Source organism: Brooklawnia sp., assembly GCF_049651565.1.
GTDB lineage: Bacteria > Actinomycetota > Actinomycetes > Propionibacteriales > Propionibacteriaceae > Brooklawnia.
Map to the genome: position 1 here is coordinate 1 of NZ_JBASCI010000046.1, position 14,054 is coordinate 14,054.

General features: G+C 66.5%; 19 protein-coding genes and 1 pseudogene. 11 read left to right on the forward strand and 9 right to left on the reverse strand.

Annotated features, from left to right (window positions below; all coding sequences use genetic code 11):
• Positions 1-5: 5 nt before the first annotated feature.
• From WBL05_RS02250 to WBL05_RS02265, 4 genes and pseudogenes are all read left to right on the forward strand, one after another.
• Positions 6-242, forward strand: a pseudogene (locus WBL05_RS02250) (integrase core domain-containing protein); the annotation flags it as partial.
• 17 nt (positions 243-259) lie between these two features.
• Positions 260-850 (forward strand): ATP-binding protein, encoded by a 591-nt coding sequence (locus tag WBL05_RS02255; RefSeq protein ID WP_424223449.1) that lies wholly within the window; start codon positions 260-262, stop codon positions 848-850.
• A 42-nt stretch (positions 851-892) separates the two neighbouring features.
• Positions 893-1,552, forward strand: a complete 660-nt coding sequence (locus WBL05_RS02260; protein WP_424223450.1) for a sugar phosphate isomerase/epimerase family protein — start codon at positions 893-895, stop codon at positions 1,550-1,552.
• A 38-nt stretch (positions 1,553-1,590) separates the two neighbouring features.
• A complete protein-coding gene (locus WBL05_RS02265; RefSeq protein ID WP_424223451.1) occupies positions 1,591-2,376 on the forward strand; it encodes an SDR family oxidoreductase in 786 nt (261 codons plus the stop codon).
• A 128-nt stretch (positions 2,377-2,504) separates the two neighbouring features.
• Here WBL05_RS02265 and WBL05_RS02270 read toward each other — a convergent pair whose 3' ends face one another.
• Positions 2,505-3,158: a hypothetical protein gene (locus WBL05_RS02270; RefSeq protein WP_424223452.1), complete on the reverse strand. Its 654-nt coding sequence runs from the start codon at positions 3,156-3,158 to the stop codon at positions 2,505-2,507.
• 74 nt (positions 3,159-3,232) lie between these two features.
• Between WBL05_RS02270 and WBL05_RS02275 the strand changes: the two genes are divergently transcribed.
• Entirely contained in the window at positions 3,233-3,730 is a 498-nt protein-coding gene (locus tag WBL05_RS02275; RefSeq protein ID WP_424223454.1) for a tyrosine-protein kinase family protein, read from the forward strand.
• A 241-nt stretch (positions 3,731-3,971) separates the two neighbouring features.
• On the forward strand, positions 3,972-5,126 hold the full coding sequence (locus WBL05_RS02280; RefSeq protein ID WP_424223456.1) for a DUF2786 domain-containing protein: 1,155 nt from the start codon (positions 3,972-3,974) through the stop codon (positions 5,124-5,126).
• A gap of 259 nt (positions 5,127-5,385) precedes the next feature.
• Here the strand turns inward: WBL05_RS02280 and WBL05_RS02285 are convergent, their stop codons facing one another.
• The 6 genes from WBL05_RS02285 to WBL05_RS02310 form a co-directional block, all read right to left on the reverse strand.
• Positions 5,386-5,685 carry an addiction module antidote protein gene (locus WBL05_RS02285; protein WP_424223457.1) on the reverse strand — a complete coding sequence of 100 codons (300 nt, stop codon included), beginning with the start codon at positions 5,683-5,685 and terminating at the stop codon, positions 5,386-5,388.
• Positions 5,654-5,989, reverse strand: a complete 336-nt coding sequence (locus WBL05_RS02290; RefSeq protein WP_424223458.1) for a type II toxin-antitoxin system RelE/ParE family toxin — start codon at positions 5,987-5,989, stop codon at positions 5,654-5,656. Before WBL05_RS02290 ends, WBL05_RS02285 begins: the two co-directional genes overlap by 32 nt.
• A gap of 134 nt (positions 5,990-6,123) precedes the next feature.
• The gene (locus WBL05_RS02295; protein WP_424223460.1) at positions 6,124-6,429 is read right to left on the reverse strand and encodes a PqqD family protein; all 306 of its coding nucleotides are present in this window, start codon (positions 6,427-6,429) and stop codon (positions 6,124-6,126) included.
• The gene (locus WBL05_RS02300; RefSeq protein WP_424223461.1) at positions 6,426-6,722 is read right to left on the reverse strand and encodes a hypothetical protein; all 297 of its coding nucleotides are present in this window, start codon (positions 6,720-6,722) and stop codon (positions 6,426-6,428) included. The genes WBL05_RS02295 and WBL05_RS02300 overlap by 4 nt, the downstream gene beginning before the upstream one ends.
• On the reverse strand, positions 6,719-7,561 hold the full coding sequence (locus WBL05_RS02305; RefSeq protein ID WP_424223463.1) for a hypothetical protein: 843 nt from the start codon (positions 7,559-7,561) through the stop codon (positions 6,719-6,721). Before WBL05_RS02305 ends, WBL05_RS02300 begins: the two co-directional genes overlap by 4 nt.
• 84 nt (positions 7,562-7,645) lie before the next feature.
• Positions 7,646-8,131, reverse strand: a complete 486-nt coding sequence (locus tag WBL05_RS02310; protein WP_424223465.1) for a hypothetical protein — start codon at positions 8,129-8,131, stop codon at positions 7,646-7,648.
• Positions 8,132-8,333: 202 nt separating this feature from the next.
• Here WBL05_RS02310 and WBL05_RS02315 point away from each other — a divergent pair, with 202 nt between their 5' ends.
• From WBL05_RS02315 to WBL05_RS02335, 5 genes are all read left to right on the forward strand, one after another.
• Entirely contained in the window at positions 8,334-9,380 is a 1,047-nt protein-coding gene (locus tag WBL05_RS02315; protein WP_424223466.1) for an O-antigen ligase family protein, read from the forward strand.
• A 146-nt stretch (positions 9,381-9,526) separates the two neighbouring features.
• Complete coding sequence (locus WBL05_RS02320; RefSeq protein WP_424223468.1) at positions 9,527-10,648, forward strand: helix-turn-helix domain-containing protein; 1,122 nt, start codon at positions 9,527-9,529, stop codon at positions 10,646-10,648.
• Between the two features lie 8 nt (positions 10,649-10,656).
• On the forward strand, positions 10,657-11,187 hold the full coding sequence (locus tag WBL05_RS02325; RefSeq protein WP_424223470.1) for a hypothetical protein: 531 nt from the start codon (positions 10,657-10,659) through the stop codon (positions 11,185-11,187).
• 82 nt (positions 11,188-11,269) lie between these two features.
• Positions 11,270-11,716 carry a hypothetical protein gene (locus WBL05_RS02330; protein WP_424223471.1) on the forward strand — a complete coding sequence of 149 codons (447 nt, stop codon included), beginning with the start codon at positions 11,270-11,272 and terminating at the stop codon, positions 11,714-11,716.
• Positions 11,713-11,946, forward strand: coding sequence for a hypothetical protein (locus WBL05_RS02335; protein WP_424223473.1), 234 nt, complete (start codon positions 11,713-11,715; stop codon positions 11,944-11,946). The genes WBL05_RS02330 and WBL05_RS02335 overlap by 4 nt, the downstream gene beginning before the upstream one ends.
• 38 nt (positions 11,947-11,984) lie before the next feature.
• Here WBL05_RS02335 and WBL05_RS02340 read toward each other — a convergent pair whose 3' ends face one another.
• A complete protein-coding gene (locus tag WBL05_RS02340) occupies positions 11,985-12,419 on the reverse strand; it encodes a VOC family protein (RefSeq protein WP_424223475.1) in 435 nt (144 codons plus the stop codon).
• A 27-nt stretch (positions 12,420-12,446) separates the two neighbouring features.
• Positions 12,447-13,724 (reverse strand): FAD-binding oxidoreductase, encoded by a 1,278-nt coding sequence (locus WBL05_RS02345; protein WP_424223476.1) that lies wholly within the window; start codon positions 13,722-13,724, stop codon positions 12,447-12,449.
• Positions 13,725-14,054 lie beyond the last annotated feature (330 nt).

A 14,054-nucleotide genomic window follows, 5' to 3' on the forward strand; every position in this document is an offset into this window, starting at 1 on the left:
GATAAGCCTACGACAACGCCCTGATGGAGACCATCAACGGGCTCTACAAGGCCGAGTGTGTGCGCACCACGGTCTTCCACGAAGGGCCCTACAAGACCATCGCCGACGTCGAGTACGCCACCGCCGGCTGGGTCGACTGGTACAACAACCGGCGCCTGCACAGCACCCTGGGCAACGTGCCCCCAGTAGAGTACGAACAGCACTACTACGCGACCCTCAACCGAGAGCCGCAACCCGTATAGCAGCGGCACGAAACCTGATGCGATTCAAGGTCACGGGCCTGATCCGGCGGGCCGGGCTGCGCTACCCCAACGCCGACCTGCGCCGCATCGACCTGGCCGAACAACGCGGCCTGGACCGCGGCGTGCTGGCCAGCCTGGGCGCCTGCTCATTCGTGACCCGCCAGCAAAACGTCGTGTTCCAGGGCTTCACCGGCTCAGGGAAGTCCTACCTGGGATGCGCCCTGGCCAAACGGGCCTGCGAACACCGGATCCGGGCCCACTACATCCGCATGCCCGACCTCGAAGAAGCCTGGACCGCAGCCCAGGAACAACCCGGCGGAGCCGGCAAGTTCCTGCGCAAATACGCCGCCTTCACCGTCCTGGTCATCGACGAATGGCTGCTCGACCGGCCCACCGAATCCATGCGCGGCATGCTGCTGGAACTGATGGAACGCCGCTACGGCGAAACGTCCACCGTCTTCTGCACCCAATACCAACAGAAGGACTGGCACGCCCGCCTCGGCGCCGGAGTCCACGCCGACGCCATCATGGACCGAATCGTCCACAACACCATCTGGATCGAAACCGGCACCTACAACATGCGAGAACACACCGCCTCACAGGCCTGACCGCCGGGTGAGCGCCAGCAGTGGCCCCCACCCACACCACCGTTGGCGCTCAACCGCACCAACCCCGGCGCCCAACCACACGAACCCCCGGCGCTCAAGCCGTCAAATACTCAGGCCACCGTCGACTTCGCCCACGAACTCGGTGCCGACCAGCTGAACGGCGTCTCCTACGCGGTCTTCGGGGAGCGCAGTGAGCCCTTCAGCCGGGAGCGCCTGGCTGCCTCCAGCGAAATACTCGGCCAGGTAGCCGAGTACGCCCGCTCCGCCGGGATCGTGATGACGTTTGAAGTGGTGAACCGCTACGAGACGGCGATGCTCAACACCGCCGAGCAGGCTGTCGCATATGTGCAGCAGGCGAACTCGAGCAACTTGAAAGTCCATCTGGACACTTACCACATGGGCATCGAGGAAGCCGACATGGGCAAGGCCATTCGCGACACGGTGACGTGGCTGGGTTACCTCGAACTGGGCCAATCCGGGCGCGGCTCACTGCTCACCGGCGCCGTCGACGTCCGGGACGCTTTGCAGGCGGCCAAGGACGCTGGATACGCCGGCCGTATCGGTCTGGAAGCCTTCACCCGGCAATTCCTCGACGCACCGGTCGCCAATGGCTTGGCGATCTGGCGACAGACCTACACCGACCCGCACCAGGTGGCCGCCGAAGCGATCGCACTCGTTCGCTCGGTGTTCGAGACCAACTGAGCGCTGAACGCTCGAATCCCAGCAAGGAGCTCATACACGTGAACGAAGAAATCGCCCGCTTCTCGATGGACTACTTCAGACTCGATGGCAAGGTGGCCATGGTCACCGGCGCCAACACGGGTCTGGGTCTGGCGTACGCCGCGGCATTCGCCAAGGCAGGTGCGGACGTCTACATTCCGCACTTCACTCCCGAGGTCGACGAGGTCAAGCAGGTTGTTGAGGCGGAGGGCCGCAAGGTGGCCTTCCTGCAAGGTGACCTGACAGACCCGGATTACATGGACCAAGTCGTCGAGGACTGCCTCGCCAAGTTCGGCCGCATCGATGTCCTGGTCAACAACGCTGGCATCAGCAAGTTCGGCAAGTTCGAGGAGTATCGGGACGAGGATTACCGGGCCTGCATCGAACTCGACCTCAACACCTCTTACTTCCTGGGTCGTCGAGTGGCTCTGGTCATGATGAATCAGGGCGGCGGCAAGATCATCAACATCGGTTCGGCCCTGTCCTTCACCGCCGACAAGCACTGCCCGCCCTACACCACCGCCAAGCACGGCATCATCGGCTTGACGAAGGTCTTCGCCAACGAACTGGGCGAGCACAACATCCAGTGCAACGCGATCTGCCCAGGTTTCCTTGCCACCGAAGTCAACCGCGAGCTGCGCGCCGACCCCAAGTTCTACAACAAGGTCACAGACCGCATCCCAGCGGGACGCTGGGGAAGTCTGGACGACCTCATGGGAGCAGCCATCTACCTGGCCAGCAAGGCGTCCGACTATGTAAGCGGATGGACCATCAACGTCGACGGCGGCTTCACAACCACCATTTGAGGCTCGACGGACCGGCAGGCGTAGAGGTACTGGCGCTGCGTCCCCTGGACCCCTCTTCGCTTTGCAGTCAAAGCGAAGAGGGTCAGCGTCCGCGGCCTCATCACAGGCATCAACTACCCAGAGGGTAGTCAGGTCTCAAATCCAGGTCCGTCAGCTAAGAAGCGCTCCGGCCCGTACCAGTCGACCTGTCGGTCACCCCACCAGGAGAGGAATTGCTCGGCAGTCTCACCGTTGTGCTCGATGTCGAAGGCGCTATCGGAGGACGCAAGGACACCGTCGGTTGCCTCGGCGAGCGCCGCGGCTACGAGGCCGTAGCCTGTCGAAGCGACCGCCGGACCTCCCGCGTTGCGGTACTCGTACCAGTAATGGTCTTGGGTGAGAAGCTGACCGAGCTTGGGTGCAGGAACGACTCCCTCGAAGTCGTCGATGATCGTGCGGCAGCCGATGAACTCGGGCGACCAGAGAAATGGCCACACTGTGTCCTCCTCTGTGACAAAATCATCCGCTTCAACCGCGACGCAACTCGGCCAGGAACTGGAGTCCCACTCGCCGTTGATCCAGTAGCCAAAGCCAAGGTCCAGCCCTTGGTGCCAGCGCAGCTCGTCGGCCGCGTAGCGGATTGGCCCAGGTTCGGCATTCGGGCAGAACGCCTTGACTTCGATCTTGGACACGATGCCACGTCGGTCAAGCAGTTGCTGGAAGAGCTCCTGAGTCCGCGCGCGAGTTTGTTCGACCAATGGCATGAGGTCGGTCGCCGGGTATATGTCGATGGCCGTGGACACCCATTCCACGATAGGGGCGGCGTCCCCATGTCGCGTCGACCTTTGAGCTGCTGCCCGACGCTGGCCTGTCCGACGTGCTGTCCGGGCGCGCCCACCACACCGACGTGCTGCAACCGGTGGCCGGGTCCGACCACCTGCAGGTGATGGCGGCCGGCCCGATCCCGCCCAACCCGAGCGAACTGCTTGGCTCCGACAAGATGCGTCAACTCATCAACACCCTCACCAGCGACGCCATGGTCATCATCGACTCCCCGCCGGTGCTGCCGGTCACCGACTCCACCGTGCTCAGCACCCAGGCTGACGGAGCCCTGGTTGTGGTGAGCATCGGCGCGACCACCTACGACATGCTCGAGCAGGCCTTGGACAACCTGAACAAGGCCAACGCCAAGCCGTTGGGTGTGGTTCTGAACAAGGTCCCCAAGTCGGGGCCGGGCTCGGTCTACTACCAGTACACCGGCGACTACGTCAATGACTCCCCCGCCGCCCGGCCCGTCGGCGCTGATGCTGTCGATCGGACCGCGGGCACCCGGCGCCGGGACAATGCCCGGCGGGCCGCCGCAGCCGCCGTCTGATAGCCAGCCATCGGCGGGCCGGGTTTTGTCAGGCGGCGTCGCTAGCCTCGTCCGCATGAGTCGTCGAAACCGTGAGAAGCGAGCCGCGCGCGCCAAGGAGCGAGCCAGGCACAGAGCCAGGGGCGATGCCGGGGACGGCCGCCGGCCGGGTGGCCCGGACACGGGGTCGGGGTGCTTCGAGTGGCCAGAATCGCCGCCGCGCATCACCACCGCAGAAGTCCTTGACCGGGCTCGTGCCGGCATGATCTACGCGATCTGGCGCGCCAAGGCGGACGAGATCGATCCCGCCGTGTTCCTGGCCGACGCCGAACCAGTGCTGCTGGCCTGGCTGCGCGACGTCTACGGCAGGGGCGGCTGGCAGCCCACGGAACTGATCCGCATCCAGGGTCGTCGCGGGAAGTCGCCCGTGGGGCAGCTTGCCCGGGTCGTCGTGGCGGCGGAGCGTGCCTCGCGGGTCGGGCCCACCGTGAACGACCCCAGCTGGCTCCGGCAGTGGGACGCTGCCGGGCTGCCCAGGGTGGCCGGGTCAGGCTGGCTGGCCACGTGGGCGGCGTCCACCCCCGACTGGCTGAAACTGATCCACCGGTTCGTGACGATCCTGTCCGGGATCCCGGCTCTGGAACCCCTGCTGCCGCCACCCTCGGGCCGCCGATCTGCGGTGCTGCGGGCCACCGACAGCGCAGCTGCGTCGGCAAACCCCAAACTGGAACGGGTACGTGCCCTGCTGGCAAAGGCAGAATCCACCACCTACGAATCGGAGGCAATCGCCTTCACGGCCAAGGCCCAGGAACTCATGACCAAGCACGCCCTCGACCAGGCGATGCTGACCGGGTCGGCGTCCGGCCCCGCAACCCCGGGCGTGGTCCGCATCCCCATCGACCCGCCCTACCTGAACGCCAAAGCGCTGCTGTTGCAGGTCATCGCGGCCCACTCACGCTGCCGGGCCGTCCTCCATTCCGACGTGGAGATGTCCAGCGTCATCGGCTTCTCGAGAGACTTGGAGACGGTCGAACTGCTGTTCACCTCCCTGCTGGTCCAGGCCCACCACGCCCTCACCGAAGCCGCCGCCACCGCCCCGCCAGGCAGCCGGACCAGGTCCCAGTCGTTTCGGGCCGCGTTCCTGCAAGGCTTCACCGGCCGGATCGACGATCGACTCGCGGCCGCCAACCGGACGGCCTTCGACACAGCCGAAGCCCAGGCCGACACGTACCTGCCGGTCCTGCGCTCGCAGGAACAGCAGATCGGCGAGTTCATGGCGCAGCACTTCTCGACGCTGGCGTCGTCCAGGGTGCGGGGCGGGTTCGACCCGCTCGGCTACCAGCACGGCCAACGCGCCGCAGACGCCGCCGCCCTGGTCTCGGGCGCCATCGGTGTCTGCCCCAGTCGGGGTCGCTAACCCACGCGCACCGCGCGGCATGACGGAGGGTCTGTCAGAAGGTCTTCTCCTGAGCCTCAGCTCGGCCCCGGTCGCCGGCAATGCGTTGATCCGTGTAAATCGCCATTGGCGTCCCGGAACGCGATGACGACCAGCGCACGATGGGCGTCCGCCGACAACCCGATGGACCGCGAAGCCCCGACCAGCCGCGCCGACGCGTGTTGACTATGAGCGGGTCGTGATCAAGTGCGGCGCGCTTCAATGAACTGCCCGCCCTGGGTCACGCAACGGCATGCAGGGTGAGGCGTAGGCCAAGAGCTTGGGTGACTTTGAGGACGGTCGTCCAAGTCGGGTTGCCCTGGTCGGAGAGTGCCTTGTAGAGGCCGTCACGGCTCATGCCCACACGGCGCGCTAGTTCGCTCATGTTCTGGGAACGGGCGATCACTCCGAGGGCGCGGGGCACCGCGGTCGGGTCATCGGCCGATTCCTCCAGCGCGATCTCCAGGTAGGCGGCAACGTCGTCGATGCTGTCGAGATAGTCGGCGGCATCAAACGGGGTGTACTTGACCATCTTCGCCATCTTCCTTCTCCTCTGAACGCCACTCGGCGGCGAGCTGGTGCGCCCGCTCGATATCGTGTTGCTGCGTGGACTTGTCGCCGCCATGCAGTAACATCACCACACGGTCATTCTGCGCGTAATAGACCCGGTAGCCCGGGCCGTAGGTCAAGCGGAGTTCGAGGACTCCCTGTCCCACCGGTTTCACATCACCAGGGTTGCCGTGGGCGAGTTGATCGATCCGTTCAAGGATCCGCAGTCGACCGTGTCGGTCTTTCAACTTCCTGAGCCAACGGTCGAAGCTTTCCGTGGTGAAGACCTCGACCATGTGTCAACTATATCTGACACCTGGGGTGGCGGTAAGCAGCCAGACGGCCCCTAGCCGTCATGTCGGACGACGTAGTACGCCCGATTGACCTTGGTGATGCACGACGTGGCGATACTCGCGCCGACGCGGGGCGATCAGTCCTCGGACCGTTGGGTGACCAGGCCGGCGCCGGCCAGTCGACTCAGGACGTTGGTGACTTCCGGGCGGATGGCGTCGGGTGAGGTGGAGTAGCGGGTGGCCAGCCGGTCAAGCAGGTCGTCCTCGCCGACGACCGGACGCGCGCACTGGTCGTCGGGGTCCAGCAGCTCCTGCCAGATGGCGGCGCCGGTGAACAGCAACGCCTGCGGTTGGACGCCCGGGTGGTCGAGGCTCAGCACCACCACCCGCTCGTGGTCGCTGACCACGTAAGCCGCCCGCTGTGAGACCTGCCAGCTCGTCATGTCTTGTCCTCGTCTTCGGTGCTCAGGCGCTCAAGGACGCGCCTGCTGATCAGGTCGTCCACTGCGGTCTGGGTGGCTGCGAGCGGGTCACCGGCCGGTGCGCCGAACTCGGCCTGCAGCGCTGCTGCAAGCTCCCGGGGGGTGACTGGCTGAACGGCATGCGAGACGATGGCCGACCCGAGCGGACCCAGGCGGACGACCTCGTTGTCGTAGAGCAGCGAGGTTTCGTTGCCCGGCCCTTCCGGCCAGGGGCGGGTGAGCGAGTCACGTGCCGGGCGGGTGCGGACCCTCATGCCTCTTGCTCCAGCCGCTCGTGGGCGAGCGGCAGCACTGACTCGGCCTCCGAGTAGGTGATCTGCAGGACCGGGCCGGTGCGGCCCACGACGGCTGCCAGCTGCTGCAGGCCGGCCGGCATGGCGCCCAGGGACGACATCTGCGGCGCGAGCTGCATGATGGCGTCGAACAGGTCGAGTTCCTCGGCGGTGGCCGGCCCGGTGTGCTGCGGGTCGCGGTTGATGATCGCAATGCGGGCCAGCGTGGGATGGTCGTGCGCGGGTTGCAGCCGCAGGTCATCGGCGGCCGTCTCGGCGCGGGCGGCGCCGTCCCTGCTGCGCATCGACAGCGGCTTCGGATAACCCAGGACGCGCAGGTTGTCGTCCACCGCCACCAGTTCATCGCCCAGGTAGCCGAAGTGCCTTCCGAGCACCGCGGTGAGGGTGGTCTTGCCGGTCTGGCTCGGTGCCACGAAGACCAGGGTGCGGCCAGTCGTGGGGTGGCAGACCGCGCCCGCGTGGAACATCAGCAGCTCCCCCGCCCGGGCCTTGATCAATGCCAGGGTCACCGCCCGGCTGGTCCGCTCCCAAAGACGGCGGGCGTCGCTGTCGGCCACCCGGGTGGGCGTTTCCGCCTGGGCAGCCTGGGTGGCGCCGGGCTCGGTGAGCTGGACGGTCAAGGTGTGGCTGACCTCGGCGTCCGAGGAGGCTGCGCAACGTGACCACAGGTGGGCCAGCTCGGTGACCGCCTCGGCCCGCCGGCCGCCCGCGATATGGAGCGCCATGTGGGCACCGATCCCGCCGACCACCAGCCGGTGGTTGCCGCTGGACCTGGCGGTCGTGGAGGCGGGTCTGATCACATCCAACATGGTCGACGGGCCGACAAGTGCATCACAGACAAGTCGCGTAGTGGGGCCCGGTAGGCAACTTTCGCGTCCACGGATCTACTTGACTGTCACCGTCGCAGTGGCGACCACGGGCCCCAGCGACCAGCTGCCGTCATTCGTCCCGCTATCCGACACGAAGCTCGTCACGTTCGCGGTTACCGACACTGTGAGCGTGTAAGACCCTGTTGTCAGTTTCCCGAAGTTGGCTGTCGCCAGGCCCTCGGCCGACGAGACGACCACGGTCTGTGAGGCTCCCGAGGGACTGAGAGCGAAGATAACAGTGGCGGTGCCCACCCAGCTGGTAAGCCCGAACAGGTCGAACTCCACCACGCCCCTACCGGTCTTCGCGTTCAGCGAGATGGAGTAGAGCTCAATGTCCACGCCATCCGGCAGGTCCGGAGGAGACGCTGCCGCGGCCGGGGCCGCGGTGGCTCCCACCACGACCGGGGCGACCCAGGCGGCCGTCCCGATGGCGGCTGCGTGCAGCACGGTCCGGCGGGTGGGCGCTACAGGCGGAGGAGTGATCTCTGACGACGTTTCCATTTCCCGACTCTCCTTCTCGGTCCTGGTCACACATGCATCAATCCGGGGGCCGGCTAGCCGGTGGGTAACTCGCCTAGTGAGGCTAGTGTGAAGGTGAACTTTTCGCCAATTGCACCCCGGCGTGTTGCCTTGTGAGCGGGTGGGCGACTGCCAACTGGTACTCGATGTGCCCCAACTCGCTGGGAATGAGAAGCTAACCCTCATGCCGTTGCCCGCTTCCGACCGTCGCCCGCAGCGATTCCGGCTCCCTCAGGCCGGAGCGGACAGGTTCGCGATCGCGGCGATGCTGGCGTGGCTGGCGTGGCTTGCGGTGTCCGCGGTGGCGTCATGGCGCGGCCTGTCGCCGCTGATCCCCTACCTGACTGCTCCGCTCGTGGCGGGCGTCGGAGTGGTCCTCGGCCGGCTGGCGGCCGGCCGCTGGCGGCGCTGGTGGATACCGCCACTGCTGGGCGTGCTCGGGCTGGTGCTCCTGGTCGTCCCGATGTACGCGAACGCGCAGGCGGCCGTCGGCGTCCAACTCGTGGCGCTGGCCTCACTCGTTCTGCTGACCGCCCGGCCCGAGCCGCTGGCCCCCGACGACCCGGCGCTCGGCGTCCCGGACACGTTCCTGCTGGCATTCACCGCGGTGATCGTGGTCGCCGGCGTCCTGCTGGCAGCCCGGTCGGACGCCGCCAGCATCCTGGTGGTCCCGCTCGCCGTGCTCACCACCACGGCGATCGCCCGGCGAAGCGGCCCACCCCGGTGGGTGACGGTGTCGCTCGGGGTGAACGCGCTGGCCCTCGCATTCGCGGTCGTTGGCTGGCTGGGCACCCTGATCACCTGGCCGGCCTGGCTCAACCGCGGCAGCAGCCTCAGCAGCGCCCGACACCTGCTCTGGCGGGACGCCCTCAGCCTCTGGCGCAAGAACCCGATCACCGGCGGCGGCCCCGGCTCGTTCATCGAGTCGTCGGCGATCGCCGGCAGCCGCGCCGGGCTCGAGACCGTCCACTCGTCGGCACTCCAGGTCGGCGCCGAACTCGGCATAGTCGGACTGGTGCTGTTCGTCGGGCTGCTCGCCGCAGGCCTCGCACTGGCCGCGCGGGGCACGCGTCCTGCCGCCCTGATCGCGGTGGCCGCCTGGAGCTGCCTCGGCGTCCACTCGATGATCGACCACCTGTACGAGTACCCGCCCGTCACGCTCGCCGCCGGATTGGTGCTGGGCTGGGCCAGCTCAACCGATCCAGGCGCTGACCGGCCATCCCGTGCATAACGGACAGTTCTCGCGGAACCCGTCCGGTGGACCAGCTGGCGGCTCGGCCGGGTAGTGAGCTTCGCCCGGGACAGAGTGGACGCGTGTGCGAACCGATCCTCGGCGAGGACTCGCGTCCCCAAACCGATTGTTCTAGAATCGCACACATGGCTATCGACTCCGCGAGTCTGGGGCTGCGTGTTGCGCAAGCTCGCCAGCGCGCTGGCCTCACGCAGGAAGATCTTGCGCGCTCATCGGAACTTGAGCGTTCCGCGATCGCCAAGATCGAGACCGGTGCTCGCCGGATCACGGCCCTTGAACTGGCCCGCGTGGCAGAAGCGGTAGGTGAGCGGATCGAATGGTTCGTTCAGGAATCGCCACCAGCGATCGTGTCGCATCGCAACATGTCTGACCCGGGCGAGCCGAGTCCGCGCATCGATACAGCTATTGATCGGTTCGTGCGAGCGGTCAAGTTCACGGCCCAGCACGATGGCAACCTCCGGTCGACGCTTCGAAGCATTCCCGTGTTCGACGAACCGACGAGCGCGACACAGACAGAGGCGCTCGCACAGCAAGCTCGTGAGCTCATCGGAGTGGGCCCCGAGGTCCCTCTGCACAACCTGAGCGCCAAGATGGTCGGCGTGGGCGTCCTCACGTTCGTTCTGGATCTTGGTCCCGAAGCGGCAGATGCGGGCAGCGTCCTGCTCGAGGATGGCGCTGTTGCCGTCGTCAATGGCGCTCTGCGCACTGGTCGCCGACGCCTGGCTCTAGCCCACGAGTTCGGCCACATTTTGATCGCGGACGAGTACACCATCGACTGGCGCCTCGACAGCACGCAGAACAGTCGAGAGCGCATTATTGACCGATTCGCGCGGGCGCTCCTGCTGCCCCGCAAGTCGCTCGACACCCAATGGCGCCGCCTGGGCGGAACCGAACGATCGAAGACACGCGAGGCTGCCGTGCGAACCGCGAGCCACTTCCGAGTGGATATGTCGACCTTGGCTCGCCGTCTCCTCGATCTATCGCTCATCGACGACGAAACGGCCGCGCGCGTGCGCACTTTCAAGACCGAGCGCGCCGACATCGTTGCCCACGACCTTGTCGTCGCGGACGAGTTGCCGGCCGGTGAACTGTCGAGGGAATACCAGGCCGCCGTGCTAAGGCTCTTTACCTCTGAAACCATCAACACGGACCGAGCACTCGATCTCCTAATGGATACCTGGGAACCGAGCGACCTACCAGAGCTCGCGCCGCGGGACGAGTCAGAGATCTGGCAGTTCACTTCATGACGGCAGCGGTGGACCAGGACCTTGTCATAGACACCGGCCCCCTCAGCCATTTTGCTGCAGCCGGCTGGCTAGCGGTGCTGAGATCGATCGCGGGAGAACGCTCTGTCATCATTCCAGATGCCGTTGAAAGCGAGCTCCGTCAGGGCCTCCACGCCAATCCGCACCTGCTTCAGGTCTTGGAGGCAGAATGGATCACCATCCGGGCACTCACGACCAGCGAAGAGCTCACCTCGTTTGCGAAGTTCGCAGAGAGACTCGTGGTTGGCAGCCGAAATGTCGGTGAGGCTGCGGTCCTCGCCTACGCTGATGTGCATCGAGCCACCGCCGTGATCGACGACGGCGCCGGCAGAAGGGCCGCTCACGATTTCTCCGTCTCGCTTAGACCTACCCTCGCCCTGTTGTGTGACGCGATTCGTGACGAACTGCTCACTGTGAGGATGGTCAGCAACTTGGCAGATCATCTCCTCGAAACCGAGTACCGGCTCCCGTTCGTCTCTGGCGGTTTCGCAAGATGGGCCTGTGAGAACGGCATGATCTGAACACGCGGGGCATGACGGCCAGTTCGCCCGGAGCCAGTCTCACCGGCGGGCGATTGGACTCCGGGCTCCAGGTTGCCAACTAGTGTTCCACAAGGACCTGCAGCCGCCCGATCCGAAATCCCAGCAGGAAGCAACGATGCATCCGGCCACACGAATCACCACCGCACTCTGTCTTGCGGCAGCCGTCCTGTTCACCGTCGGTTGCGGCAGCTCCACCCCACCGCCCGAAGAGGCAGCCACCACGACGGCGTCGGCGCAACCGGTCCAGGTCGATGAAAACCTGCTGACCGTGGATGTCACAGTCATGCGCTCCATGATGGACCCCAGCGGCGAACTGACCGACGAACGGATCATCGAGCCAGCCAAGGAGAGCGAGATGACCGCCGTCATCAACTCCGACGACACGGTCACGTACACCATGAGCCGCGCGCAACAGCGGGAAATGCTGGACACGATGCGGACGTCGATCGAGCAATCGGTCGCGGAGTTCGTCGACGACCCGAGAGCTCATTCACCGCAGTCGACATGAACGCTGACCTGACGCAGTTCACCGTGCAGGTGGACGCGGCCCGTTTCTCCGCCCTTGAGGCGTTCTACGCGGTCATCTTCTATGTCGGAGGCGGGCTCTACCAGCAGTTCGACGGCGTCACCGCAGACGACGTCGACGTGCAGGTCGACTTCGTCGACAACGCCACCGGTGAGGTCATCGACTCGGGCACGCTGCGCGACTGGCTGGACTCCGCAGAACAGCCTGAGTAGTGGCCTGACCCGGGGCCACTCCGCCGGCGTCCCGGCCGTCAGCCCTTCAACTGCTCGGCAAGCATCACGATGATGCCGCTCGGACCCCGCACATAGGTGAGCTTGTAGGCGTCCTGGTACGTGGCCACCCCGCGCAACGGATGGCAGCCGTGCCGCGCGGCCACCTTCAGCGCCTGCTCGATGTCGTCCACCGAGAACGCCACCGGGTGCATGCCGATCTGGTTGGGACGCGTGGGTCCATTCTCGATCGCCTCCGGGTGGATGTACTCGAACAGCTCCAGCCGACCATGGCCGTCCGGAGTCTGCAGCAGCGCGATCTTGACGTGGTTGCCATCCAGTCCGACCGCGGTGTCGGCCCACTCTCCGCTGACGGTGTCGCGGCCGAGCACGGTGAGCCCGAGGTCGGTGAAGAACCCGACCGCCGACTCGATGTCGCGAACCGCGATGCCCACGTTCTCAAGCCTGATCGGCATGCGCCTTCTCCTGTCCTGTCGGTCCAGTCACAGTGCGCCCACCACCCCGGTCCGGGAGCGGAACAGGTAGTCAGGGTCGTAATGGCGTTTCACCGCGGCCAGCCTGTCGAAGTTGGCACCGTGCGCCCGGCGGGCGGCGTCCGGATCTGAGAGGTCGTCGAAGTTGAGGTACGCTCCGCCGCTCGCGAACGGTTTCAGCGCCGCCGACACGTCGTTCGCCCAGGCCCGGTTCGCCTGGTCGTCGGACTGGTCGGTCCAGTTCGCCTCGATCCCGATCATGCACGGTAGGTGCCGGGTGCTGATCGGGGTGGCGTCGGCGGGCACGTCCGCGATCGCTCCCCCGTTGAACCAGACATCAAGCGAGGACGCCTGGGACGGCCGGCTGGCCGCCAACTCGAGCAGGGTCGAGATCGAGTCGGGGCCGAGCCCGGTCAGGTGCGACGACTTCCAGTAGTAGCGGCCGCCCCGCGGATAGTCCGGGTCGAAGAACTGCTGGGCGTCCAGCCACTGCGTCCGGTCGCTGAAGTCGGTCAGCACCGGGCCCAGCTCGCTGAGCGGGGCGAGGACGCGTTCGCCCTCCGCCGGGTCACCGGCGTACGGTCCGGCCACCCCTACGAACTGCTGGCCCCGCGCCTCAGACGGGATCTCCTCGTTGTCGGGGAACGTCCAGCAAACCGCCAGCATCCCGGCCTCGCGCGGGGCGTCCCGCATGAACTCGGCCAGCCCGGCCAGGACGCGGCGTCCCTCGGCCAGCGGGTAGGTGATGAACGGCATGAACACCTCAGGACCCACCGGATGCGCCTGGTACTCGATCGCCGTCACCACCCCCAGGTCCCAGCCGCCGCCGCGCAGCGCCCAGAACAGCTCCGGCTCCTCGTCGCTGCTCGCCCGGACCTCGCGGCCGTCCGCCGTCACCAACTCCACCGCCAGCATGTTGTCGCAACTCAGCCCGTGCTTGCGCCGCAGGAAGCCGTAACCGCCGGCCAGGCTCAACCCGGCCACGCCGGTCGCCGACACCAACCCGAGCGGCACCGCCAACCCGTGCTCCTGGGTAGCCCGGTCGACGTCCCCGATCAGGGCCCCACCCTCGGCCCGGACGCGCCGGTTCGCCGCGTCCATGCTCACGCCTCGCATCGCCGACACGTCGAGCACCAGCCCGGACTCCAGCACCGACGAACCCGCCACGTGGTGGCCCGCGCTGCGGACCGAGACCGCCAGGTCGTGAGAGCGGGCGAAGTCCACGGCCTCCTGCACATCGCCGACCCCTTGGCAGTTGACCACCAGCGCCGGCCTCTTGTTGACCATCCCGTTCCAGACGCTTCTGGCGGCGTCATATTCGTCATCCCAGGGCGCGACCACAGATCCGCCCAACCGAGGGGCAAACATCGTTACAGCGCTGCGATCCATACCCCACATGGTCACCCTGCGGGCCGGTCGATGGAAGACCCTGCGGCGTCCGATTGACCCCGGATTAGGTGGTTTGGGACGCCGCCCGGGGTGGCTGGGAGAATACGGGTTGAGGAGGCAGCCCATGGACATCACGACCTGGAACGTGCTGCTGCTGCTCGGCGCCGGGATCGCGGCCGGACTGATCGGCTACCTGGCGGGCCTGGCGTCCCTGGTCAGCTACCCGGC

What these genes read in the sequence shown, in the direction of transcription:
- WBL05_RS02290 (WP_424223458.1), bottom strand. Translation starts at nt 5,989, where the DNA reads ATGGTCGAGGTCTTCACCACGGAAAGCTTCGACCGTTGGCTCAGGAAG.
- WBL05_RS02310 (WP_424223465.1), bottom strand. Translation starts at nt 8,131, where the DNA reads ATGGAAACGTCGTCAGAGATCACTCCTCCGCCTGTAGCGCCCACCCGC.
- WBL05_RS02345 (WP_424223476.1), bottom strand. Translation starts at nt 13,724, where the DNA reads ATGGTCAACAAGAGGCCGGCGCTGGTGGTCAACTGCCAAGGGGTCGGC.
- WBL05_RS02335 (WP_424223473.1), top strand. Translation starts at nt 11,713, where the DNA reads ATGAACGCTGACCTGACGCAGTTCACCGTGCAGGTGGACGCGGCCCGT.
- WBL05_RS02340 (WP_424223475.1), bottom strand. Translation starts at nt 12,419, where the DNA reads ATGCCGATCAGGCTTGAGAACGTGGGCATCGCGGTTCGCGACATCGAG.
- WBL05_RS02300 (WP_424223461.1), bottom strand. Translation starts at nt 6,722, where the DNA reads ATGAGGGTCCGCACCCGCCCGGCACGTGACTCGCTCACCCGCCCCTGG.
- WBL05_RS02285 (WP_424223457.1), bottom strand. Translation starts at nt 5,685, where the DNA reads ATGGCGAAGATGGTCAAGTACACCCCGTTTGATGCCGCCGACTATCTC.
- WBL05_RS02315 (WP_424223466.1), top strand. Translation starts at nt 8,334, where the DNA reads ATGCCGTTGCCCGCTTCCGACCGTCGCCCGCAGCGATTCCGGCTCCCT.
- WBL05_RS02295 (WP_424223460.1), bottom strand. Translation starts at nt 6,429, where the DNA reads ATGACGAGCTGGCAGGTCTCACAGCGGGCGGCTTACGTGGTCAGCGAC.
- WBL05_RS02320 (WP_424223468.1), top strand. Translation starts at nt 9,527, where the DNA reads ATGGCTATCGACTCCGCGAGTCTGGGGCTGCGTGTTGCGCAAGCTCGC.
- WBL05_RS02280 (WP_424223456.1), top strand. Translation starts at nt 3,972, where the DNA reads ATGATCTACGCGATCTGGCGCGCCAAGGCGGACGAGATCGATCCCGCC.
- WBL05_RS02255 (WP_424223449.1), top strand. Translation starts at nt 260, where the DNA reads ATGCGATTCAAGGTCACGGGCCTGATCCGGCGGGCCGGGCTGCGCTAC.